Source organism: Aeromicrobium sp. 636, from assembly GCF_024433585.1.
In the GTDB taxonomy this organism is placed as follows: domain Bacteria; phylum Actinomycetota; class Actinomycetes; order Propionibacteriales; family Nocardioidaceae; genus Aeromicrobium; species Aeromicrobium senzhongii.
The window spans coordinates 356,044-376,730 of the sequence record NZ_WNJU01000003.1 but is presented as its reverse complement, the minus strand read 5'-3'; the positions used below and the strand labels follow the sequence as shown (position 1 = coordinate 376,730).

Sequence of the window (20,687 nt, the reverse complement as noted above, 5' to 3'; positions counted from 1 at the left end):
GGGGAAAGTCTCGTTGCTGTCAGTATTCCACCGATGTCAGGTCGGCATGCTCACGGATCCAGGCGTGCATCGTGATCGCGGCCGCGGCACCGGCGTTGATCGAGCGCGTGGAGCCGAACTGGGCGATCGCCACCATCGACTCACAGGCCTCAGCAGCCTCAGGCGTCAGGCCCGGTCCCTCCTGCCCGAACAGCAGGACGGCGTCACGCGGCAGGGTCGTGGTCTCGAGCGGCACCGCCCCCGGCAGGTTGTCCACACCGACCACGGTCAGGCCGGCGTCGCGGGCCCAGGCAGCGAAGGACTCGACGTCCTCGTGGTGGTGCACGTGCACGTAGCGGTCGGTCACCATGGCGCCGCGCCGGTTCCAGCGTCGCTTGCCGACGATGTGGACTCCCCCGACGTTGAACGCGTTCGCGGTCCGCACGATCGACCCGATGTTGAAGTCGTGCTGCCAGTTCTCGATCGCGACGTGGAGGCGGTGCCGGTGCTGGTCGAGGTCGGCGACGATCGCCTCGACGGTCCAGTAGCGGTAGCGGTCGACGACGTTGCGGGTGTCGCCCTCGCGCAGCAGCTCGGGATCCAGCCGGGGGTCCTCGGGCCAGGGACCTCGCCAGGGGCCGACGGTCACGCGACCCCGTAGCGCTCGCGGTACGCGCGGACGGCCGGCAGGTGCTCGGCGAAGCGGCCGGTCTCCTGCAGGTACTCGATGATGTCGTCGAACGTCACGATGGAGGTGACGGCGATCCCGTGGTCGCGCTCGACCTCCTGGATGGCCGACAGCTCGCCCGTGCCGCGCTCGCGGCGATCGACCGCGACCACGACGCCGGCGACCGTCGCGTCGAGTCCGTCGACCAGCGCGATCACCTCGCGGATGGCGGTGCCCGCGGTGATGACGTCGTCCACGACCAGCAGACGACCTCGCGGCTCGGCGCCCACGAAGAGGCCGCCCTCGCCGTGGTCCTTGGCCTCCTTGCGGTTGAAGCACCACGGGACGTCACGGCCGTGGGCGTCCGCCAGCTGCACCGCCGTGGCGGCTGCGAGGGGGATGCCCTTGTAGGCCGGGCCGAGGAGCACGTCGAACTCGAGTCCGGCCGCGGCGACGGCGTCGGCGTAGAACCCGCCGAGCGCCGAGAGTCGCGAGCCGGTGTCGAACGATCCGGCGTTGAAGAAGTAGGGCGACGTGCGACCGGACTTCAGCGTGAACTCGCCGAAGCGCAGGACGTCGTGCTCGAGGGCGAACTCGATGAAGCGGCGCTGGTAGTCGTGCACGCGCACAGCCTAGGACGGCCGCACCGGCCCCGGCCTCAGGCGTCCTTGCGGGTGGTCTTCTCCAGCTCGCCGACGACCACGTTGCGATCGTCGGTGCGGAACAGCTCCGAGCACGTCACGAGGGTGACGACGGCCCGCGTCGGCTTCTCGCCGGCGGCGTCGGGATCGGGCACGGGCCACAGCGGCCACGACGTGGTGAACGGGACGCGGATCTCGTCGCCGTCCTGCAGCAGCCGGTACGTGTAGACGTGGGTCCGCGTCTCGATCTCGACCTCGTCACCCACGCGCAGGTCCAGGAACTTGCGGAAGGGCTCGCCGTGGGTGATGCGGTGTCCCGAGAGCACGACGTTGCCGATCTCGCCGGGCAGGGCGCTGTCGAGGTTGCGCCCGACCCCCTTGGACAGCGTCGCGTCGTCCTCGCCGTCGAGGATCGGCACCTCGAAGTCGTCGCCGAACCGCGGCACGCGCAACAGCCCACGCCCGTCGATCTTCTTCTCGGCGGAGGGCTTCTTCCACTCCTCGACGATCTCGCTGCGGATCCGCTCGTGCTGGCGGTGCGACACGACGTTCGTGCCGAAGTACTGCCAGCCCACCCAGCCCAGAACGCCCAGGCCCGCGAGCACCAGGACGAGGCCCACGACGAGCAGGGAGCGTGACCCGCGGGCGCGGGTGGAGGTCGCTGACATGACTCCATTGTCCGGACCCTGTCCAGACCTGCACGGGAAGTTGAAGATGTGACATTCATCTTGCCCATTTCACTTCGGCGCCATGTGCCCGCATGTATGATGGACATGCAGGTTCGAGGAGCTCTTCAGAGCCGTCGATCCTGCCGTCGGCCCGCCGTTTCACCCCCCGAGAACGGCGGGCCGACCTTTTACTTTCTGCCTCCGTCAGCGGCCCTGGCCAACGCCCGCCGTTATCGTCGAGGCGTGAAGCAGCTCAGTGCGCGACTCGACGGCCTCGGGGTCACGATCTTCGCCGAGATGGCGCAGCTGGCCACCTCGACCGGCGCGATCAACCTGGGCCAGGGATTCCCGGACCAGGACGGGCCGGACGTCATCAAGGACGCGGCCCGCCGCGCGATCGCCGAGGGCCACAACCAGTACCCGCCGGGACTGGGCATCCCGGCCCTGCGCGAGGCGATCGCCCGACACCAGCATCGCTTCCACGGCATCGATGTCGACCCCGAGCGCGAGGTCGTCGTCACGACCGGGGCGACCGAGGCCATCGCCGCCGCGGTGCTGGGCCTGGTCGATCCCGGCGACGACGTCCTGGTGCTCGAGCCCTACTACGACTCGTACCGGGCCGTCATCCAGATGGCCGGTGCGCGACACCGTGCCGTCACCTTGCGCGCTCCGGACTTCCGGCTGCCCGTCGACGATCTGCGCGCCGCCGTCACGCCACGCACCACGGCGATCGTCCTCAACACCCCGCACAACCCGACCGGCGCCGTGCTGACCGCCGACGAGCTCGCCGCCGTCGCGCAGGTCGCGGTCGAGCACGACCTCGTGGTGATCAGCGACGAGGTCTACGAGCACCTGACGTTCGGGGTGCCGCACGTGCCGATCGCGACCTTGCCGGGCATGGCCGAGCGCACCCTGACGATCAGCAGCGCCGGCAAGACGTTCTCGTTCACCGGCTGGAAGGTGGGGTGGGCCACCGGCCCGGCCCACCTCGTGTCCGCGCTGTTCGGTGCGAAGCAGTTCCTCAGCTACACCTCGGGCGCGCCCTTCCAGCACGCGGTGGCGGAGGCGCTGGACCTGCCTGACTCGTTCTACTCGTCCTTCACCGCGGACCTGCGCCGCCGCCGCGACCTGTTGTGTGCCGGACTGGGGTCCGCCGGCTTCGAGGTCTTCGTGCCCGACGGGACCTACTTCGCCACGACCGACGTCGCCGCGCTGGGCTTCACCGACGGGCTCGAGTTCTGCCGCTCGCTGCCGACCCTGGCCGGGGTCGTGGCCATCCCCCACCAGGTCTTCTTCGACGACCGTCCCGACGGATCCAATCCGGGCCGGACGCTCGTGCGCTGGGCGTTCTGCAAGCGCGACGCCGTCCTGACGGAGGCCGTCGAGCGCCTGCGGTTGATCTCGCGCCTCAACTGACTCTTCTGCAACTCACGTTTGCAGGTGTCCCAGATCACGCCCTAGAGTCCTCGGAAGCGAACTTTCGGAGGGGGACTCCTGTGGGGCGAACGATCAAGGCGTTGGTGGTGGCGGTACTCGGAGCCGTGGTGGTGATCGCCGGCGGAACCGGGGCCACCGCGGAATCGGGATGGTGGGTGGCGACCGCGACGCCCAGCCCCGAGTCGGAGGTGAACGCCACCGGTGAGCCGGAGCGTGGCACCGACGCGGACGGCAACGTCACCGGTTACATCGACGCCCACACCCACATGTTCATGGACCTGGGCATGGGTGGGAACGCGGTGTGCGGCTCGACCTGGAGCGAGAAGGGCATCGCCGATGCCCTCAAGGACTGCGATCGTCACGGCGTCTCGATCCTGGAGAACCTGACGAACTCCGCCGCCGGCCGCGGCATCCTCGACAAGCACGACACGGTCGGCTGGCCCACGTTCAAGGACTGGCCGACGTACTCCTCGTTCACGCACCAGCAGATGTACTACAAGTGGGTCGAGCGGGCGTGGCGCGGCGGCCAGCGGGTCATGGTCAACGACATGGTGTCCAACCCCGGGCTGTGCCCGATCCTGGGCATCGTCGCCGGACCGAACAAGTACAGCTGCGACGACATGGACACCGTGCGGCGGCAGATCAAGGCCACCTACGACCTGCAGGACTACGTCGACAAGCAGTACGGCGGCGCCGGCAAGGGCTGGTACCGCGTCGTGAAGACGCCCGAGCAGGCCCGCAAGGTCGTCGCCGACGGCAAGCTCGCTGTCGTCCTGGGCGTCGAGGTGTCCGAGCCGTTCGGGTGCAAGCAGGTCCTCGGCGCCCCGCAGTGCACGAAGGCCGACATCGACAAGGGCCTCGATGAGCTGAAGGGCAAGGGCGTGTCGAGCATGTTCCTGTGCCACAAGTTCGACAACGCCCTGTGCGGCGTCCGCTACGACGAGAGCACGGCCGGCCTGCTGGTCAACGTCGGCCAGTTCCTGACGACCGGCACGTGGTGGAACCCGACGACCTGCAAGGAGGGCCAGGTCGCGGACAACACGGTGATCGGCGGCGTGCTGCCGAGCGAGATCGCCGCAGTGCCGGGCCTGCCCGCCGTCCTGCCGGTCTACCCGAAGGGCCCGCACTGCAACCCCCGCGGCCTCACCGAGCTGGGCGAGTACGCGCTGCGCGGAATGATCAAGCGCAACATGATCGTCGAGATGGACCACATGAGCGCGAAGGCCGCCGGCCGGGCCCTGGACATCCTCGAGGCCGAGGCCTACCCCGGCGCCGTGTCGAGCCACGACTGGATGGCCGAGCCGTACATGGAACGGCTCTACGCCCTCGGCGGCTTCGCGAGCCAGTACGGCCACAGCGCCGACGAGTTCGCGGCCCAGTGGAAGGAGACCAAGCCGCTGCGCGACAAGTACGGCGTCGCGTACGGCTACGGCACGGACATGAACGGCTTCGGCGGCACGGCCGCGCCGCCGACCGACGCCGCGAAGATCTCCTACCCGTTCACCGGCCGTGACGGCACGGTCTTCGAACGACAGGTCACCGGCGAACGGACGTGGGACTACAACGTGGAGGGCGTCCCCCACTACGGACTGGTGCCGGACTGGATCGAGAGCCTGCGCGTGCTGGAGGGCTCGGAGATCGTCGACGACCTCGCCGCGGGCTCCGAGTCATACCTGCGCACGTGGGGCGCGACCGCCGACTTCGAGCCGGGCGCGAACCTCGCCTCCGGGGCGATCGCCTCGGCCAGCTCGACCGAGCGCAACCTGCTCAAGGACCTCAAGCCCGGCAACGCCATCGACGGCAAGACCTCGACCCGATGGGCGAGCCGGTGGGGTCAGGACGACGCCTGGCTGCAGGTCGAGTTCCTGTCGGCGCGACAGGTGGGCAAGGTGACGATCGAGTGGGAGCAGGCGCACGCCCGGCAGTACCGCGTGCAGACCTCGCTCGACGGCAAGCGGTGGCGCGACGTCGCCATCGTGGGCCGGGGCGACGGCGGCCTGGACACCGTGCGGCTCGACCGCCCGGTCTCGGCCCGCTTCGTGCGCGTGCAGGGCGTCGAGCGGGCCACGAAGTACGGCTACTCCATCAAGGAACTCGGCGTCTTCAGCTGACCGAAACGGAGACCGCCCCGGACCACCAAGGGTGGCCGGGGCGGTTGTCGCCGGTGCTGCTCCGGCTTCACTTCGACCGAAGCCCGGAAGTGATGGGGCGACCCTATCGTTAGCAGAGCAACGAACATGAGGCGGGTCTCATGTTTTCTCCGGCGCGTGATTCAGACCCGATCGGCGACGAAGGCTGCGGCGCGGCCGAGGTCGCCGTTGACGAGATAGCCCAGATGCGGCAGGAAACGACTGTCGGGCGCGGGGTCGCACACGAGGTCCTTGGCCTGACAGAAGTTGACCGTCCGGCTCGCATACGGCTCCGCGACCGACCGGCCGACGATCCGCAGCGGGTCGCCGAACAACGCGATCGCCACGATGTGCGACGAGAGCTCGGCCGGGACGACGGCCGGCACGGGGACCGGTCCGTTGGGCGTGCCGGCCAGGTCGACGCCGAGCGCTCCGTTGACGACCTGCGCGCCCTGCGAGTACCCCGACAGCACGAGCTTCTCGTCCGGGCAGGCGGCGGCGCGTGCCCGGACCGTCGACACCAGCTCGGTGATCCCGGCCGGGGCGGAGTCCCTGCCGATGCTGGCCGGGTAGTCCAGCGCCGTCGCCTTCGCGCCGGGGACCTGCGCGCGGATCTTGCGGACCAGCCCGTCCCCCACGATCCAGCCGTAGGTGCCGGGCTCCCCCGTCCCGCGGACGACGATGACGTGCACCTCGGCGCAGTCGTCGGCGGCCGAGGCGGGAGCGGCCGCCGCGGCCGGAAGGGCGACAGCAGTGAGGGCCAGCAGGCCTGCGGCCAGGTGTGAACAGAGACGTCGGACGTTCTTCATGAGCGGTTCCTCGCGTCGAAGTCAGCCCGAGAACGGTGCGATCCAGATCACACTCTCGCTGCACGGTAACCCAGACGGGGCTGGGAACGGAGGCCGATTCTCGCGGGCCGGACACCGGTCCGATGCGGGAAGAGACGCGCGAAGCGCGGGGAAAAGATGGAGCCGCCTGTCGGAATCGAACCGACGACCTTCTCATTACGAGTCCGGCTGAACAACCGTGGCGTTCGTGCAGGTCAGCGGCGGAATCCCTCTGACCTGCGGAAACTCTATCGGTCTTTCCAGTCTCTTGTGCTCTGGAGCTGTCTCGCCGGTCTCCCGTTATGGCACGTTGTGGCACGGAGCCGGCACGCGGATCAGGGCTTGTTGGATGTCTCGGCCTGAGCACGGACTACGAGCCATGTCGCAACCGCTGCAGTGACCGACCCGACGACCCCGATTCCGACGACCATTAGAACCACGGCTACGGCGCGCCCTTCGAGAGTCACTGGAAAGCGATCCCCGTATCCGACCGTCGTGACCGTTGTGCACGCCCACCAGAGAGCGTCCCCGATCGTGGTGATGTTGGCGCCTGCCGCATCCTGTTCGACGTCGAGTACCGCTAATGACCCGAGACCCACTGACATGACAGCAGTGCCTGTCACATAAACAAGAACCCGGCCAGCAAGCGACGAGGCCGCGGACCGGTCAAGGACCCGGACGAGCGCGAGCAGACGCAAGAGTCGGAGCGGACGAAGCATCGGAAGCACGATCAGTGCCACGTCGTACCAGTGCGTGAGTGCGTAGGAGGCGCGCTCACTCGCGAGCCACACGCGGACGGCGAAGTCGAGGGCGAATACAAACCAGACTGTCCAGGTGACGCCGACCAGGACTGTCCGTAGATCCGTCTCCAAGCGTGGGTCCAGCACCGGCCAGGCGTAGGCGACGAGAAAAGCGACGGCGAGGAGCAGCAGCGGAACATCCGCGCGGCGCTCCCATCGTTCGACACGAGTTTGGCTGGTCGGTTTCACACTCGCTGACGATAGGCGGGGCGAGCGCAGAAGTGGCTGGAACCCGGGATTGGCCTACTCGACGGCGGCGTGGCCGAGCGCGACCATCGCATCTGCCCAGTCACAAAACACCTGGGAGCCGCCGTGCGTACGCGACCGAAGATAGGAATCAAGGTCTTCGTGATCATTTACTGGCAGCACGTCGGCGACCTTCTTGAAGTTCACTTCCGTCTTGTGAGCGACGTAGTTCCGAAGCTTCTGGAGGCTGGCGCTGGGATTATCGACAATGATCGACTCACTCAGCTGAATCTGCGATGCGGTCAGCGCTCCGCCAATCTCGGGGCCGTTCTCAAGCTCCAGCGTCTCGGCAATCTCGAACGTGTCCTTCGCGATATACCACTTAGGCTCGCCCCTCTTGCCGAAGGAGAGTTGATAGCTCTTGCCGGCATGCTTCTCAGCCTCAAGGTGTGCAAGGGCGTCGGTCGGAGTCCGCTGCACCTTCGGGGCGTAAACGGCACCACCGGCGCTTTCAACGTCCCCGGCCGCACACGTCAGGATCAAGTTTCGAACAAATCGCCCCCACGCATCCCAGAGGCTGACAACACATCCATCAGCCAAAGGCGCGTATGGAAAGGGCGAGTGCTCCACCACCTTGGCGATAGAGCCCGTGAGGAACCACTCCTGGATGCGGTCGACCTCGCGCTCGAAATCTAACGCCGTCTGCGCAAGCGAAACGGTCATCTCTGGTCAGTCGAGTGGCTGGGAGAGTGCCTTGCAGAAGATCGCAAACCGGGCCTTCCGGCTCTTCATGCGCTGAGTCGTCGCGCGAGCTTCCCGAAATTCGATCAGGTCCCGCGTGGTGGCCGCTTCAGCGTCACCAAGAGCACGGTTCAGACGCTCGAAGTTGTCTTGAATCGTCTGCGAGTCCGTCATCCCCAGCTTCCGGAAGTCCTCGAACTCGGCGAGGTCAAGCCTTCCGGGGCGCAGGTCACCTTGCATGAACAGGAGCGCCGCATACAGAACCAGGAAGTGCGGACGCTTCACAAGTGCCTCCCCATGGAACGGCGCAAGCAAGTCCGCAACGGCGAGACACTGTCCAACAATCGTCTCTGCTGGCGGGAGGTCGGATACCTCGCTGGACCGGTGTGTCTCGTAAATCTTTGTGATGTCCTTCTCCGCGCCATCCGTGAGGCCGGAGGTCGTAATGCCGACCAACTCCGCAACCAGAGATTGGTCGATCATCCTGACGCGGTCGCGTTCGCTAAGCACTCCCAAGGCCCACACAGAAGAAAGCGCCTTTGCAAGTTCCTTCACGTACGAACTGAACTCGTTGTCGAACTGCGCATTACGAAGTTCAGGTTCGTTGACCGGTACCGCATAGGAGTTGATCCGTCCGAACACCTCAAGCACGTCATCATCGGAGGCGTTGATCAGCTGCTCGCAAGTGAGCTTGTATGCGAGCAGCCGATCCTGCTCATCGGGCTCCAGGTCCGAATAGCGCTTTCCCTGATATCCGGTTGCCTTGGGGCCCAGGACGAGCTTGTCGTTCACGAAGTCGAAGATTGTTCTGAGTCGCTGCTGGCCGTCGACGACGTCTCTCACCGTTCGCCGTGTCGTCCGGTCGACGGTTGTGCGAAGCAGCAACTTCGGGATCGGATACCCGCGCAGGAGGGAGTCGATCAGGTAAGTCCGAGCGTGACTTGGCCAGACTGAACCTCGTTGGAAGTTCGGGTTAAGGACAAGTTCCTTGTCCTCGTACCACTTCACGAAGTCCGCAACGGTGTAGTGCTGGGGGGTGCTTCCCTCCACGGGTTCCTCCTGCTTGTGACTTGCACCGAACGGTAGCCCGTTCCAGCCGGGCACCCCACCTAGTTCAACATAACAACGACCGTGGCGGCCGGTTTTTGTCTCGCACAACGAACAATCTCAAGTTGCTCAAGACGTTGACCCTGGGCGTACATCGCTAACCCATGCAGTTCCGTAACACGCCGTTGGGCATCAGCGTTAGTGCAGATCCGGACCGGGTATCAGTAAACGCTGAACCTCCCCCACAAGCGGGGTCCCAGTCGCGGATCAACGCTCTGCGAGAGACATGCACGCGCACGTGCGATCCTGTCGCAAGGCGCACCTAGGCAACCGGCGCGGGGTAGTGCTCACAACCCGCGTTCCACACGTCAAACTCCAGTCACGAGATTCGCGTTCCAGCCACTGTTAGCGCTCCACTGACCTAGGTTTCGAGCATGGAGTTCAATCATCAAGACACCTACGTTCGGGACGAAACAAAGCGCCTCACTGCCTCCGGCGAGTTGATCCCGCGAGCCCTCTTGTTGCCTTATCTCGCGCTCCTTGCTGAGCGGTCCCCAGAAAAGGTGCTTGTCGAGCATCAGTCGCGCGGAAAACAGACCGTGATAGCTGTGCACGCGATATTGGGTCGCACGTTGATCCGCGTATGCGGTTCAGGACCTGCCGGATGGGAGAACCCCCATCCCCAGGCGCCCAAACCCGCCACCCTTGAGGCCGACGCGTTTGATATTGCTTGCCTTCAGCGTGCCGAGGTGCTGCCGGACGGCCGAATCGAGGCAGAAGGTGCTGTCGACCGGTACGAGCCCGTGATCAGGTTCCACATTCTCAACCACGTGGGGATCGACATCCCTCACTGCGACTCCGGCCGCGCTCTGTCAGAAGTCACCGCGTTCCAACTTGCCCTGCTCGAGAGACTCGGGAGCAACTAGTGAGACCGGGCTCGCACACACGCAGAGCCGCCCCACCGCTCCCGCATAGCCCGAAGACCTGCCACGCCCTGCCTTGGCGAGCGGGGCGCGGCATGACTTCGTGGCCGTCGAGCCACCCGGCGAAGTAGGTCGCGAGGGTGACCGCTCCGGCGTCGGGGTCGCGCCAGGAGCCGCGCACCAGGTCGGCGCGGACGGTGGCCAGCCAGGCGTCGGCGTCGTCCTTGCGGGTGAAGGTGGTCGGCGCGGTGTGGTCGCGGCCGTCAGGTCCCTGGCACCGGGCTTGGTAGCGGCCGGACGGGAGTTTGCGGATGGCGCCGAACGTGCGGCGCGAGGACCGCCGACGGGCGGTGGAGGGGTTGCGTGTGGTGGTGGATTTGCTGGTCATCGGTCGGGCCTTTCAGGCGCGCTATGGCACGTTGTGGCACGAACGCCACAATCGAGCCGCGCTGATTGACCATCAGAAAGGGCTCCAACCCTGCCTGACCAGCGGAAACTCTGGAGCCGCCTGTCGGAATCGAACCGACGACCTTCTCATTACGAGTGAGATGCTCTACCGACTGAGCTAAGGCGGCGCGATTCGGCGAGGATCGCCCGCCGAACCAAAAGTGGACTATACCCCGTCCGGACACCTGAAGGACAACCCGGGTTCGGACCGTATGATCGGCGCGTGGACGCACCGACCCAGGCCGAGCTCGACGACATCCGCGCCAGCATCGACAACATCGACGCGGCGCTCGTTCACCTGCTGGCTGAGCGGTTCAAGTGCACCAAGCGCGTCGGGCGGCTCAAGGCCGAGCACGACCTGCCCCCGGCGGACCCCGCCCGCGAGTCGCGTCAGATCGAGCGACTGCGCGAGAAGGCGATCGAGGCCGACCTCGATCCGGCGTTCGCGGAGAAGTTCCTGAACTTCATCATCAGCGAGGTCATCCGCCACCACGAGGCCATCCGCGACTGATCGCGGGGCTCACTGCTCGGCGCAGACCGTTCCGTCATCGGGGACGGTGCCGTCCTCGAAGTACGCGTCGACGGCCTTGCGGATGCACTCGTTGCCCGACGTGTACGCCGTGTGACCATCGCCCTCACGCGTCAGCAGGACGCCCGACTCGAGCTGCTCGGCCATCGCCACGGACCACTCGTACGGCGTGGCCGGATCGCGGTTGGTGCCCACGACCAGGATCGGCGGAGCACCCTCGGCCTTCACGGCCTGCTGCGGGTGGGTGGCCTTGATCGGCCAGTCGTGGCATGCCATGACGCCCCAGCCGAGCGAAGCACCGAACACCGGTGAGACCGCGCGGAACTTCGGGATCAACGCCTTCGTCTGCGCCGCGTCGGGTGCGTCGTCGGTGTCCATGCAGTTGACCGCGTAGATCACCTGGCCGGAGTTGTTCGCGTAGGTGCCGTTCTGCTTGCGCTCGAAGTAGGCGTCGCTCAGGACGAGCAGGACGCGGCCGTCGCCCTCGACGAGCCCGCTGAGGGCGTTGGTGAGGTACGGCCACGACTCCTGCGAGTACAGGGCCATCGCGATGCCGTAGAACGCCTGACCCTGGCTGAGCTCGCGGCCGTCGACCTTCAGCGGGGTCGTGCCCAGCGCCGTCATCAGCTCGGTGATCGTGGTGGTCGCCTCGGCGACCGAGTCCCCGACCGGGCACTTCCCCTTCTCGATGCAGTACTCGAGGTAGGCGGTCAGTGCCTGCTGGAAGCCCTTCGCCTGGCCCAGCCCCTGACCGACCGGATCGAGGCTGACGTCGACCGCTCCGTCGAGCACCATTCGCTCGACCTTCTCGGGGAACAGGTTGGCGTACGTGGCGCCCAGTTGGGTGCCGTAGGAGAAGCCGAACCACCACATCTTCTTCTGGCCCAGCACCGCGCGGACGATGTCGTGGTCGCGCGCGGCCTCCTCGGTGGAGACGTGCGCGGCCAGCTCGCCCGAGTTCTCGCGACACGCCTCTCCCATCCCGCGCACCGAGCGCGCCAGCGCGTCGATGCCGGCCTGGTCGTCGGGATCAGGATCGGTGTCGATGAAGGCGTCGAAGCCCCGGTCGGACAGGCACTGCAGCGGGGTGCTCTGACCGACGCCGCGCGGGTCGACGCCGACGACGTCATGGGTGCGGCGCAGCGAGTCGGGCAGCTCGGAGGCCAGGTAGCCCACGAAGTCCTGCGCCGAGCCGCCCGGGCCGCCGGGGTTGGCGAAGATCGCCGAGCCGCCCTTGCCGGTGGCCGGCACACGGCGCACCGCCAGGCGCAAGGTCTCGCCGTCGGGCTTCTCGTAGTCGATCGGCACCTCGACCGTCGTGCACCGGTCGTCGTCGCAGTCGGTCCACGTCACGTCCTGGCCGTAGAAGCGCTCGAGCCCGGTGGGGGCGGCCTCGTCCGTGCGCTTCGGGTCGGGCGCCTGGCGCTCGACCAGGAAGATCGCGCTGACCGCGCCCGCCACGAGCGCGACGACCAGGACCGACACCAGCGCGATGATCGTGAACCGCTTCATCCCAGGAACCTCGACATCATGTGCTCGAGCGCCAACTGGGGCGCGGCGTTGGCTTGCAGGGCCTCGCGACAGGCGACGATCGCGTCGATCGCGGCCAGCGTCTCCTCGGGGGTCTTGCGAGCCGCGAGATCGGCGATGTCGTCGGCCACGTCGGCGTTGATCGGCTCGGCACCGGTGGCCAGCTGGACCGTGAGGACGTCGCGCTGGAACGACAGCAGGTCCAGCAGCACCCCGTCGATCGCGTCGCGGGCCATGCGCTTGCGGCGCCGCTCCTGCTCCTTGGTCATCGACGAGAGCGCACCGGCGTACCCGGCGGGGCGCCGGCCACGCTCCTCGACCCCCCAGGACTCCTGCAGGTTCGACAGCTCGCGGGCGTCCAGGACGTCGCAGCGCTCCTTCGCCCGGGCGGTGGCCTCCTGGTCGATCCGCTGGGCCGCGCGCAGGCAGTCGCCCAGGCCGCGCAGGCCGACCGGCAGCGCCAGGATCTCGGCGCGGCGACGACGAGCCTCGGGATCGCGGGCCAGGCCTCGGGCCCGGCCGATGTGCCCCTGTGCGGCGGCCGCGGCCTTGCGGGCGACCTGGGGATCGATCCCGTCGCGCTCGTGCAGCAGACGGGCGATGGCGCTGGCCGGCGGCGTGCGCAGCAGCACCGGGCGGCAGCGCGAGCGGATGGTCGTGATGACGTCCTCGACCGACGGCGCGCACAACAGCCACACGGTGCCCGGCGCCGGCTCCTCGATGGCCTTGAGCAGGGCGTTGGCCGCCTGGTCGGTGAGCCGGTCGGCGTCCTCGACGACGAGCACCTGGTACCGGCCGAGGGAGGGGTGCAGCGCAGCGCGACGGACGGCGTCACGGGCCGCGTCGACGCCGATGCTGAGGCCGTCGGTGTTGATGATGGCGATGTCGGGGTGGCTGCCCGCGGCGGCCGTGACGCACGAGTGGCACTGGCCGCAGCCGCCGCGCTCGCACTGCAACGCCGTGGCGAAGGCGACCGCCGCGTTCGACCGACCCGACCCGGGCGGGCCGGTGAAGAGCCAGGCGTGGGTCATCTGCCCGGCGACAGCCGCGCTCAACGTTCCGACGACGTCGTCCTGACCGACGAGCTCCTCCCAGACGGGGGCGGTCACGACGCCACCTCGCGCGCCTGACCGAGCCACGGCGTCACGGCGGCGCGCACCCGGTGGTGGATCGTCTCGGGATCCTCGTCGGCCGCGAGCACGACGTAGTGCGCCGGGTCGGCGGCAGCCAGCTCGAGGAAGTGGTGGCGGACCCGGTCGTGGAACTCGACCGGCTCGCCCTCGATCCGGTCGGGCTCGCCGGCGCGGCCCAGGCCGACGCGCGGGTCGATGTCGAGGACGACCGTCAGGTGCGGGCGCAGGTCGGCGGTGGCCCACCGGGCCAGCGGCTCGAGCTCGGCGACGTGCAGCGCCCGGCCGGCGCCCTGGTAGGCCAGGGTCGAGTCGACGTAGCGGTCCGTGATGACCACCGCGCCGTCGGCCAGCGCGGGCAGGATCATCGTGTCGACGTGCTCGGCCTTGTCGGCGGCGTAGATCAGCGCCTCGGTGCGCGGCGACAGGTCGCCGGTGGCCGGGTCGAGCAGGATCGAGCGCAGCATCGTGCCCACGGCGGTGCCACCGGGCTCGCGGGTGAGGACGACGGAGTGACCGGAGGACTCGAGCCACTGCGCCAGCAGACGCGACTGGGTGGACTTGCCGGAGCCCTCACCGCCCTCGAATGCGACGAAAACGCCGACCTCGGTGACGAGGGGGTCCTGCGAAGGCTGCATGGGGCGAGCCTAGTCGGGGCGCCCGACACGGCGCGGGAGCGGCCGCAGGCTCAGCTCGGGGCGGCCGGCGGCTCGACCGGCTCGGGGTCGTTGTCCGGACCGAGCAGGTAGTCGTGGGAGAAGCCCGCGATGGCCGCGCCCACGATCGGCGCGAGGATGAAGACCCACACCTGCAGGAGCGCGTCGGAGCCGGCGAACCACGCGACGCCCAGCGAGCGCGCCGGGTTCACCGACGTGTTCGAGATCGGGATGCTGATCAGGTGGATCAGCGTGAGCGCCATGCCGATCGAGAGCCCGGCGAAGCCGACGGCCGCCCGCTTGGCGGTCGCGCCCAGGATCACGAACAGGAACACGGCCGTCAGGACCACCTCGGCGACGATCACGGAGCCGAGGTTGTAGCCCATCGGCGAGCGGTCGCCGTAGCCGTTGCTGGCGAAGCCCGACTCGACGGGATCGAACCCGCCGGCGATGCCCTCGGCGATCACCAGCAGCACGGCGCCCGCGACCGTGGCGCCGACGACCTGGGCCACGACGTAGCCGGGCAGGTCACGCCAGGAGAACCGCTTGGCCATCGCCAGGCCGACGGTCACGGCCGGGTTGAAGTGGCCGCCGGACACGGGCCCGAACGCGTACGCGCCGGTCAGGACCGTGAGACCGAAGGCGAAGGCGACGCCCAGCCAGCCCACGCCGACCGCCATCTGGGCGTCGGCCGGAATGGCCGTGGCGGCGAAGATCGCGGTGCCGCAGCCACCGAACACCAACCAGAAGGTGCCGAGCGCCTCCGCGCCGAGGCGCTGGCTCATCGTGTACTCCGGTGCCTGGCTCATCGCGGCTCCTGGTGTGAGGATTCCTCTCACCGTACGACAGACGCACCCCGCCGGGCGAGACCTCGAATCGAGGTCCCGCCGGCGGTCAGGCCTTCTTCGCGGGGGCCTTCTTCGTGGCCGTCTTCTTGGCCGCCGTCTTCTTCGTGGCCGTCTTCTTGGCCGTGGTCTTCTTGGCGGTCGACTTCTTCGTCGTCTTCTTGGCGCCCTTCTTGGCCGGGCCCTTCGCCCGACGCTCGGCCAGCAGCTCGACGGCCCGCTCGTGCGTCAGGGTCTCGATGTCGTCGTCCTTGCGCAGCGTCGCGTTGTACTCACCATCGGTGACGTACGCGCCGAACCGGCCGTTCTTGGCGACGATCGGCTGACCGCTCGTCGGGTCCTCGCCGAGCTCCTTGAGGGGCGCCGCCGCGGCCCGACGGCCGTAGGTCTTGGGCTGCGCGTAGATCGCCCGGGCCTGCTCCTCGGTGATGGTGAGCAGCTGCTCCTCGGACTCCAGCGAGCGCGAGTCGGTGCCCTTCTTGAGGTAGGGACCGTAGCGGCCGTTCTGGGCCGTGATCTCGGTGCCCTCCTCGTCGGTGCCGACGACGCGCGGCAGCGTCAGCAGCTTGACGGCGTCCTCGAGCGTGATCGTCTCGAGGTCCATGGACTTGAACAGGCTGGCCGTGCGCGGCTTGGCGCCCTTCTTGGCGTCCTCGGGCAGGGCCTCGGTGACGTACGGGCCGTAGCGGCCGTTCTTGGCCACGACCTGCAGGCCGGTCTCGGGGTGGTCGCCGAGCACCTTCTCCATGCCGGCCGGGGCGGCCAGCAGCTCCTTGGCCTTCTCGAGCGTGAGCTCGTCGGGCGGCAGGTCCTCGGGGATGTTGGCGCGGGTGGGCGTGGGCGTGCCGTCCTTGCCCTCGACCATCGGCGGGCCCTCGACGTACGGGCCGTAGCGGCCGACGCGCACCGCGATGTCCTCACCGAGGTCGAACGTGGCCAGGCCACGCGCGTCGATCTCGGGCAGGTTGTCGACCAGGCGCTTGAGGCCGGTGTCCTTCTCGTCCTCGCCGGACCAGAAGCTCTCGAGCACGGCGACGCGGTTCTCGCGACCGTGCGAGATCTCGTCCAGCACGCCCTCGAGCTCGGCGGTGAACTCGTACTGCACCAGGCGCGGGAAGTGCTGCTCCATCAGCCGGATCACGCTGAACGCGACCCACGCCGGGACGAGCGCCGTGCCCTTCTTGTAGACGTAGCCGCGGTTCTGGATCGTGTTGACGATCGAGGCGTAGGTGGAGGGACGACCGATCTCGCGGTCCTCCAGCTCCTTGATGAGGCTGGCCTCGGTGTAGCGGGCCGGCGGCTTGGTCTGGTGGCCGGCCGCAGCCAGCTCGACGGCCGTGACGCTGTCGCCCTCGGAGAGGTTGGGCAGCTTGGTCTGCTTGTCGTCGTTCTCGGCGTCGGGGTCCTCGGTGGTCTCGACGTACGCCTTGAGGAAGCCGTGGAACGTGATCGTGCGGCCGGTGGCGCTGAACTCGACGTCCTGGCCGTCCTCGGTGGCCGCGCCGATGCGGATCGACACCGAGTTGCCCTTGGCGTCGGCCATCTGCGACGCGATCGTGCGCTTCCAGATCAGCTCGTAGAGCTTGAGCTCGTCACCGGACAGGCCGGTCTCCTTCGGCGTCCGGAAGCTCTCGCCGGCGGGACGGATCGCCTCGTGCGCCTCCTGGGCGTTCTTGACCTTGGAGGTGTAGACGCGGGGCTTGTCCGGCAGGTAGTCGGCGCCGTACAGCTCCTTGACCTGGGCACGCGCCGCGGTGAGCGCGGTCTGCGACAGCGTGACCGAGTCGGTACGCATGTAGGTGATGTAGCCGCCCTCGTAGAGCTTCTGGGCGATCGACATCGTGCGCTGGGCGCCGAAGCCGTACTTGCGCGAACCCTCCTGCTGCAGGGTCGTGGTGCGGAAGGGCGCGTACGGACGGCGGGTGTACGGCTTGGACTCGACCGAGCGGACCGCGAACTCGCGGCCCTCGAGCGCGGTGGCCAGGGCGCGGGCTGCGGACTCGTCCAAGTGGACGGCGTTGCCCTTGAGCGTGCCGGTGCTGTCGAAGTTCGAGCCCGACGCGACGCGCTTGCCGTCGATCGTCGCGAGCTTCGCGGGGAAGCGCGACGGCTCCAGGTCGCAGCCGAAGGTGGCCTCGAGGTCCCAGTAGTCGGCCGAGCGGAACGCCATGCGCTCACGCTCGCGCTCGACGACGAGGCGAGTGGCGACCGACTGGACGCGACCGGCCGACAGGCCGCTCATGACCTTCTTCCACAGGACCGGGCTGATCTCGTAGCCGTAGAGACGGTCGAGGATGCGGCGGGTCTCCTGCGCGTCGACGAGGTCCTGGTCGATGTCGCGGGGGTTGGCGATCGCGCGCTGGATCGCCTCCTTGGTGATCTCGTTGAAGGCGATGCGCTTGACCGGGACCTTGGGCTTCAGCTCGTCGAAGAGGTGCCAGGCGATCGCCTCGCCCTCGCGGTCCTCATCAGTGGCCAGGACGAGCTCGTCGGCGTCCTTGAGCAGCCGCTTCAGCTCGGTGATCTGCTTCTTCTTGTCGGCCGGCACGACGTAGACCGGCTCGAAGCCCTCGTCGATGTTGACGCCGAGCCGCGCCCACGACTCCCCCTTGTACTTGGCGGGGATCTGGTCGGCCCCCTGCGGCAGGTCACGGATGTGCCCGACCGACGACGAAACGACATAGCCGTCCCCGAGGTAGGCAGCGATGCTGCGCACCTTGTTGGGCGACTCGACGATCACCAGTGATGTCACGTTGGGCTCCTCTGAGGCCGCCAGGTGGGGGATGTGCGGCCGATGGAGGCCCACCGTAGCGCCTCTGCTCAAGCATTTTCCTCACCGGTCCCGGCCGTGGGAGAATCGACCAAGTGGAGAAGGTGACGTACGGACAGGTGCTTCGGGCACCCGGCACCGTCCCTCTCTACCTTGCCGCATTCCTCGCGAGAATCCCCATGATGGCCGTTCCGCTGGTCCTGACCCTGCTCGTCGTGGAGGGGCTCGGCGGCAGCTACGGCGAGGCCGGGATCGTCGCCGCGGTCGAGACCGTGGGCGCCGGCCTGGGTGCTCCGTGGCGGGGCCGGTTGATCGATGCGCTCGGGGTCCGGCGCGCCCTGCTCCCCTCGATCGCCGTCCTGTTCGTCGTGTACCCGCTCGCCACGATGGCGACCTACTTCTGGCTGCTCCCCCTGGCCTTCGTGGCCGGCCTGTTCCTGGCGCCGGTCCACTCGATCGTGCGCGTCTCGTTGGCGGCGAACCTGCCGACCTCACACCACCGCAGCGCCTTCGCGCTCGACTCGGTGATGGCCGAGGCGTCCTTCATCATCGGTCCGGCCGCCGCCGGCGCCCTGGTCGTCGCGGCCTCCCCGCAGACGGCGCTGGTCGCCGTCGGGGCGACGGTCGGCGTCGGCCTGGCGATCCTGTGGTGGCTCGATCCGCCGACGCGCAGCACCGACGAGCCGCTGGCGCCGCGCGTCCGCGGGTTCGGCTGGGTCACGCGCGACCTGGTCTTCCTCTTCCTGGTGTCCGCCGGCGCGATGATCGCGCTGATGGCCACCGACCTGGGCATCATCGCCTCGTTGCGCGAGCTGGACGCGATCGGACTGGTCGGCGTCGTGTACCTGGGCTGGGGGCTCTCGTCGCTGGTCGGCGGGCTGGTCTACGGCATGCGGCCGGCGTCGATCCGCCCGACCCGCCTGCTGCTGGTGATGGGGCTGCTGACCATGCCGGTCGGCATCGCGCACGCGCCGTGGACCCTCGCGCTGGCCGCCATCCCGGCCGGGCTGCTGTGCGCGCCGATCATGACGGCCTGCAGCGAGTACATCGCGCGGCTGACCGACGAGGCCCGGCGTGGCGAGGCGATGGGCTGGCAGGCGTCGGCGTTCACGGCCGGCGGCGCCCTCGGGGCCCCGCTCGTCGGGACCGCGATCGACCAGTGGGGTGCAGCCGCGGGCTTCGCCGCCGGTGGCGCGATCGCGGCGCTGATCGCGCTGGTCGCGATCGGTGGTCAGCGCGGACCGCGAGCCTCCTCGACCCCCGGGTCGCGCGTCCACGTCTAGTCGACGAGGAACCCGTCGGCCACGAGCTGCGCCACCACGGGCGTGTAGACCTGCCGCAACTCGCGGGGGTCGCGGTCGAGGATCTGCGCCAGCGCGTCGAGGATCTGCCCGGCGGTCAGGTCGCCGTCGCAGGCCGAGAGCAGGCCGGCCTCGATCGTGTCGACCTGGCGCGAGGGCCGCAGCCCGCCCGTCCGCAGCACGCGGATGAGGGCGGGGTCCTCGGCGCCGACGGGTCCGGCCGTCTCCTGCAGGACGTCGGTCCCGAGACGCCACCGGTGCGCCAGCAGGTCACCGGAGGCCAGGGCGTCGGCGCGCCCCGCCCAGGCGAGGAAGTCCGCGCCGACCGGCTGGGCGACCGGTGCCGTCCACTCCTCGATCCGCACCTGCGGGAGGTCGCGACCGGCCTTGCGCAGCGTGATCCAGCCGAAGCCCATGGCCTCGGTGCCCTGCTCGGCGAACCAGGAGAGCCAGCGGTCGTAGCGCTCGACGTGGCCCGGCGCATGCCGCAGGCCGGCGTCGGCGAGCCACATCTCGGCGTACTCGGGCAGGTCGACCCGCTCGCGCTGGACCACCCACGCGTCGAGGCCGGTCGGCTCGATCCACGCGGCCAGCCGCTCCTGCCACGGCACGCCGTCCTCGTGGATCCACGCCGCCAGCAGCTGGCACCAGCCCCCGTCGTTCAGGTGACGGTCGGCGCCCATGACGATCCGGCGGACCACCTCGTCGCCGGGGAACCCGGTCTCGCGGTAGACGAGCCGGTCGCCCTCGGGCGGCGAGACGACGAAGGGCGGGTTGGTGCAGATCAGGTCGAAGCGCTCGTCGGCCACCGGCTCGAACAGGCTGCCCGCGCGCACGTCGACGTCCAGTCCGTTCAGGGCCGCCGTCAGCGCGGCCAACTCGACGGCGCGCGGGTTGACGTCGGTCGCGACGACGTCGCGGGCATGTCCGGTGAGGTGGAGCGCCTGCACGCCGCAACCCGTGCCCAGATCGAGCGCGCGGCCCACCTGGGGCCGCACCGTGAGCTGGGCGAGCGACGAAGAGGCCTCGCTGATGCCGAGGACGTAGAGCGGGTCGCGGGGGTTCTCGCGACCGTCGAGTCCCGGAGTGAGGTCGCAGACGACCCACCAGTCGTGCTCCTCGTCGCCGTACGGACGCAGGTCGAGCAGCGCCCGCGCCTCGTCCCCGTCCACCGTAACGAGGCCGAGCGCCTGGGCGGCGGTCCACGCCGGGCCGAAGGCGGCCTCCGCGGCCGAGCGCGGCACCGGTGCCTGCAGCTGGAAGAGCCGGATCAGGGTGGACAGCGACGACCCGTCGGCCGTGGCACGCAGGCCCGGGACGGTCTCGGAGCGCGCCAGCGCTCGCCACGCCTCATCGCCCAGGACCCCGTGGACGGCGTCGACGGTGAAGCCGGCGATGGCCTCACGCAGTCGCGCGACATGCGTGTCGGTCACC

The 20,687-nt window shown here is 68.9% G+C and carries 18 protein-coding genes and 1 tRNA gene; 5 read left to right on the top strand and 14 right to left on the bottom strand.

The window, feature by feature from the left end:
• Positions 1–19: 19 nt before the first annotated feature.
• From GL325_RS12665 to GL325_RS12655, 3 genes are read right to left on the bottom strand one after another with little or no spacing between them, the layout of a single operon-like run.
• Positions 20–628: an RNA methyltransferase gene (locus GL325_RS12665; RefSeq protein WP_187411677.1), complete on the bottom strand. Its 609-nt coding sequence runs from the start codon at positions 626–628 to the stop codon at positions 20–22.
• A complete protein-coding gene (pyrE, locus tag GL325_RS12660; protein ID WP_187411676.1) occupies positions 625–1,269 on the bottom strand; it encodes an orotate phosphoribosyltransferase in 645 nt (214 codons plus the stop codon). The genes GL325_RS12665 and pyrE overlap by 4 nt, the downstream gene beginning before the upstream one ends.
• A gap of 35 nt (positions 1,270–1,304) precedes the next feature.
• A complete protein-coding gene (locus tag GL325_RS12655; RefSeq protein WP_187769776.1) occupies positions 1,305–1,955 on the bottom strand; it encodes a sortase domain-bontaining protein in 651 nt (216 codons plus the stop codon).
• Between the two features lie 243 nt (positions 1,956–2,198).
• On the opposite strand from GL325_RS12655, the gene GL325_RS12650 reads away from it, so the two are divergent.
• Together GL325_RS12650 and GL325_RS16025 are read left to right on the top strand one after the other, a co-directional pair.
• Positions 2,199–3,371 (top strand): pyridoxal phosphate-dependent aminotransferase, encoded by a 1,173-nt coding sequence (locus GL325_RS12650; RefSeq protein ID WP_255956214.1) that lies wholly within the window; start codon positions 2,199–2,201, stop codon positions 3,369–3,371.
• Between the two features lie 80 nt (positions 3,372–3,451).
• The gene (locus tag GL325_RS16025; protein ID WP_223111264.1) at positions 3,452–5,503 is read left to right on the top strand and encodes a discoidin domain-containing protein; all 2,052 of its coding nucleotides are present in this window, start codon (positions 3,452–3,454) and stop codon (positions 5,501–5,503) included.
• 161 nt (positions 5,504–5,664) lie between these two features.
• Here GL325_RS16025 and GL325_RS12640 read toward each other — a convergent pair whose 3' ends face one another.
• From GL325_RS12640 to GL325_RS12625, 4 genes are all read right to left on the bottom strand, one after another.
• On the bottom strand, positions 5,665–6,330 hold the full coding sequence (locus tag GL325_RS12640) for a cutinase family protein (RefSeq protein WP_154596039.1): 666 nt from the start codon (positions 6,328–6,330) through the stop codon (positions 5,665–5,667).
• A 353-nt stretch (positions 6,331–6,683) separates the two neighbouring features.
• Entirely contained in the window at positions 6,684–7,337 is a 654-nt protein-coding gene (locus tag GL325_RS12635; protein ID WP_308209242.1) for a potassium channel family protein, read from the bottom strand.
• A 54-nt stretch (positions 7,338–7,391) separates the two neighbouring features.
• Positions 7,392–8,057, bottom strand: a complete 666-nt coding sequence (locus GL325_RS12630) for a hypothetical protein (protein ID WP_187769774.1) — start codon at positions 8,055–8,057, stop codon at positions 7,392–7,394.
• 6 nt (positions 8,058–8,063) lie between these two features.
• Positions 8,064–9,179 (bottom strand): DUF262 domain-containing protein, encoded by a 1,116-nt coding sequence (locus GL325_RS12625; RefSeq protein ID WP_187769773.1) that lies wholly within the window; start codon positions 9,177–9,179, stop codon positions 8,064–8,066.
• Positions 9,180–9,556: 377 nt separating this feature from the next.
• On the opposite strand from GL325_RS12625, the gene GL325_RS12620 reads away from it, so the two are divergent.
• Complete coding sequence (locus GL325_RS12620) at positions 9,557–10,048, top strand: hypothetical protein (RefSeq protein ID WP_187769772.1); 492 nt, start codon at positions 9,557–9,559, stop codon at positions 10,046–10,048.
• 496 nt (positions 10,049–10,544) lie between these two features.
• On the opposite strand, the gene GL325_RS12615 is transcribed toward GL325_RS12620, so the two are convergent.
• Positions 10,545–10,620, bottom strand: a tRNA-Thr gene (locus GL325_RS12615).
• A gap of 95 nt (positions 10,621–10,715) precedes the next feature.
• Between GL325_RS12615 and GL325_RS12610 the strand changes: the two genes are divergently transcribed.
• Positions 10,716–11,003 carry a chorismate mutase gene (locus GL325_RS12610; protein ID WP_187411673.1) on the top strand — a complete coding sequence of 96 codons (288 nt, stop codon included), beginning with the start codon at positions 10,716–10,718 and terminating at the stop codon, positions 11,001–11,003.
• Between the two features lie 9 nt (positions 11,004–11,012).
• Here GL325_RS12610 and GL325_RS12605 read toward each other — a convergent pair whose 3' ends face one another.
• The 5 genes from GL325_RS12605 to topA all read right to left on the bottom strand — a co-directional run bounded on the left by GL325_RS12605 (position 11,013) and on the right by topA (position 17,934).
• Positions 11,013–12,533 carry an alpha/beta hydrolase gene (locus GL325_RS12605; RefSeq protein ID WP_187769771.1) on the bottom strand — a complete coding sequence of 507 codons (1,521 nt, stop codon included), beginning with the start codon at positions 12,531–12,533 and terminating at the stop codon, positions 11,013–11,015.
• A complete protein-coding gene (locus GL325_RS12600) occupies positions 12,530–13,660 on the bottom strand; it encodes a DNA polymerase III subunit delta' (protein ID WP_187411672.1) in 1,131 nt (376 codons plus the stop codon). Before GL325_RS12600 ends, GL325_RS12605 begins: the two co-directional genes overlap by 4 nt.
• Positions 13,657–14,319 (bottom strand): dTMP kinase, encoded by a 663-nt coding sequence (gene tmk, locus GL325_RS12595; RefSeq protein ID WP_154596049.1) that lies wholly within the window; start codon positions 14,317–14,319, stop codon positions 13,657–13,659. Before tmk ends, GL325_RS12600 begins: the two co-directional genes overlap by 4 nt.
• Before the next feature lie 50 nt (positions 14,320–14,369).
• Positions 14,370–15,146: an aquaporin Z gene (gene aqpZ / locus GL325_RS12590; protein WP_154596050.1), complete on the bottom strand. Its 777-nt coding sequence runs from the start codon at positions 15,144–15,146 to the stop codon at positions 14,370–14,372.
• 85 nt (positions 15,147–15,231) lie between these two features.
• Positions 15,232–17,934: a type I DNA topoisomerase gene (topA, locus tag GL325_RS12585; RefSeq protein WP_187769770.1), complete on the bottom strand. Its 2,703-nt coding sequence runs from the start codon at positions 17,932–17,934 to the stop codon at positions 15,232–15,234.
• Between the two features lie 113 nt (positions 17,935–18,047).
• On the opposite strand from topA, the gene GL325_RS12580 reads away from it, so the two are divergent.
• A complete protein-coding gene (locus GL325_RS12580) occupies positions 18,048–19,235 on the top strand; it encodes an MFS transporter (protein WP_308209241.1) in 1,188 nt (395 codons plus the stop codon).
• Here GL325_RS12580 and GL325_RS12575 read toward each other — a convergent pair.
• Positions 19,232–20,686, bottom strand: a complete 1,455-nt coding sequence (locus GL325_RS12575; protein ID WP_255956208.1) for a methyltransferase — start codon at positions 20,684–20,686, stop codon at positions 19,232–19,234. The genes GL325_RS12580 and GL325_RS12575 overlap by 4 nt on opposite strands.
• Between the last annotated feature and the right edge of the window lies 1 nt (position 20,687).

Bases quoted from the DNA above. Each gene is read 5' to 3' on its own strand.
- GL325_RS12655 (WP_187769776.1), bottom strand. From the start codon at position 1,955: ATGTCAGCGACCTCCACCCGCGCCCGCGGGTCACGCTCCCTGCTCGTC.
- GL325_RS12640 (WP_154596039.1), bottom strand. From the start codon at position 6,330: ATGAAGAACGTCCGACGTCTCTGTTCACACCTGGCCGCAGGCCTGCTG.
- GL325_RS12630 (WP_187769774.1), bottom strand. From the start codon at position 8,057: ATGACCGTTTCGCTTGCGCAGACGGCGTTAGATTTCGAGCGCGAGGTC.
- GL325_RS12620 (WP_187769772.1), top strand. From the start codon at position 9,557: ATGGAGTTCAATCATCAAGACACCTACGTTCGGGACGAAACAAAGCGC.
- GL325_RS12605 (WP_187769771.1), bottom strand. From the start codon at position 12,533: ATGAAGCGGTTCACGATCATCGCGCTGGTGTCGGTCCTGGTCGTCGCG.
- tmk (WP_154596049.1), bottom strand. From the start codon at position 14,319: ATGCAGCCTTCGCAGGACCCCCTCGTCACCGAGGTCGGCGTTTTCGTC.
- aqpZ (WP_154596050.1), bottom strand. From the start codon at position 15,146: ATGAGCCAGGCACCGGAGTACACGATGAGCCAGCGCCTCGGCGCGGAG.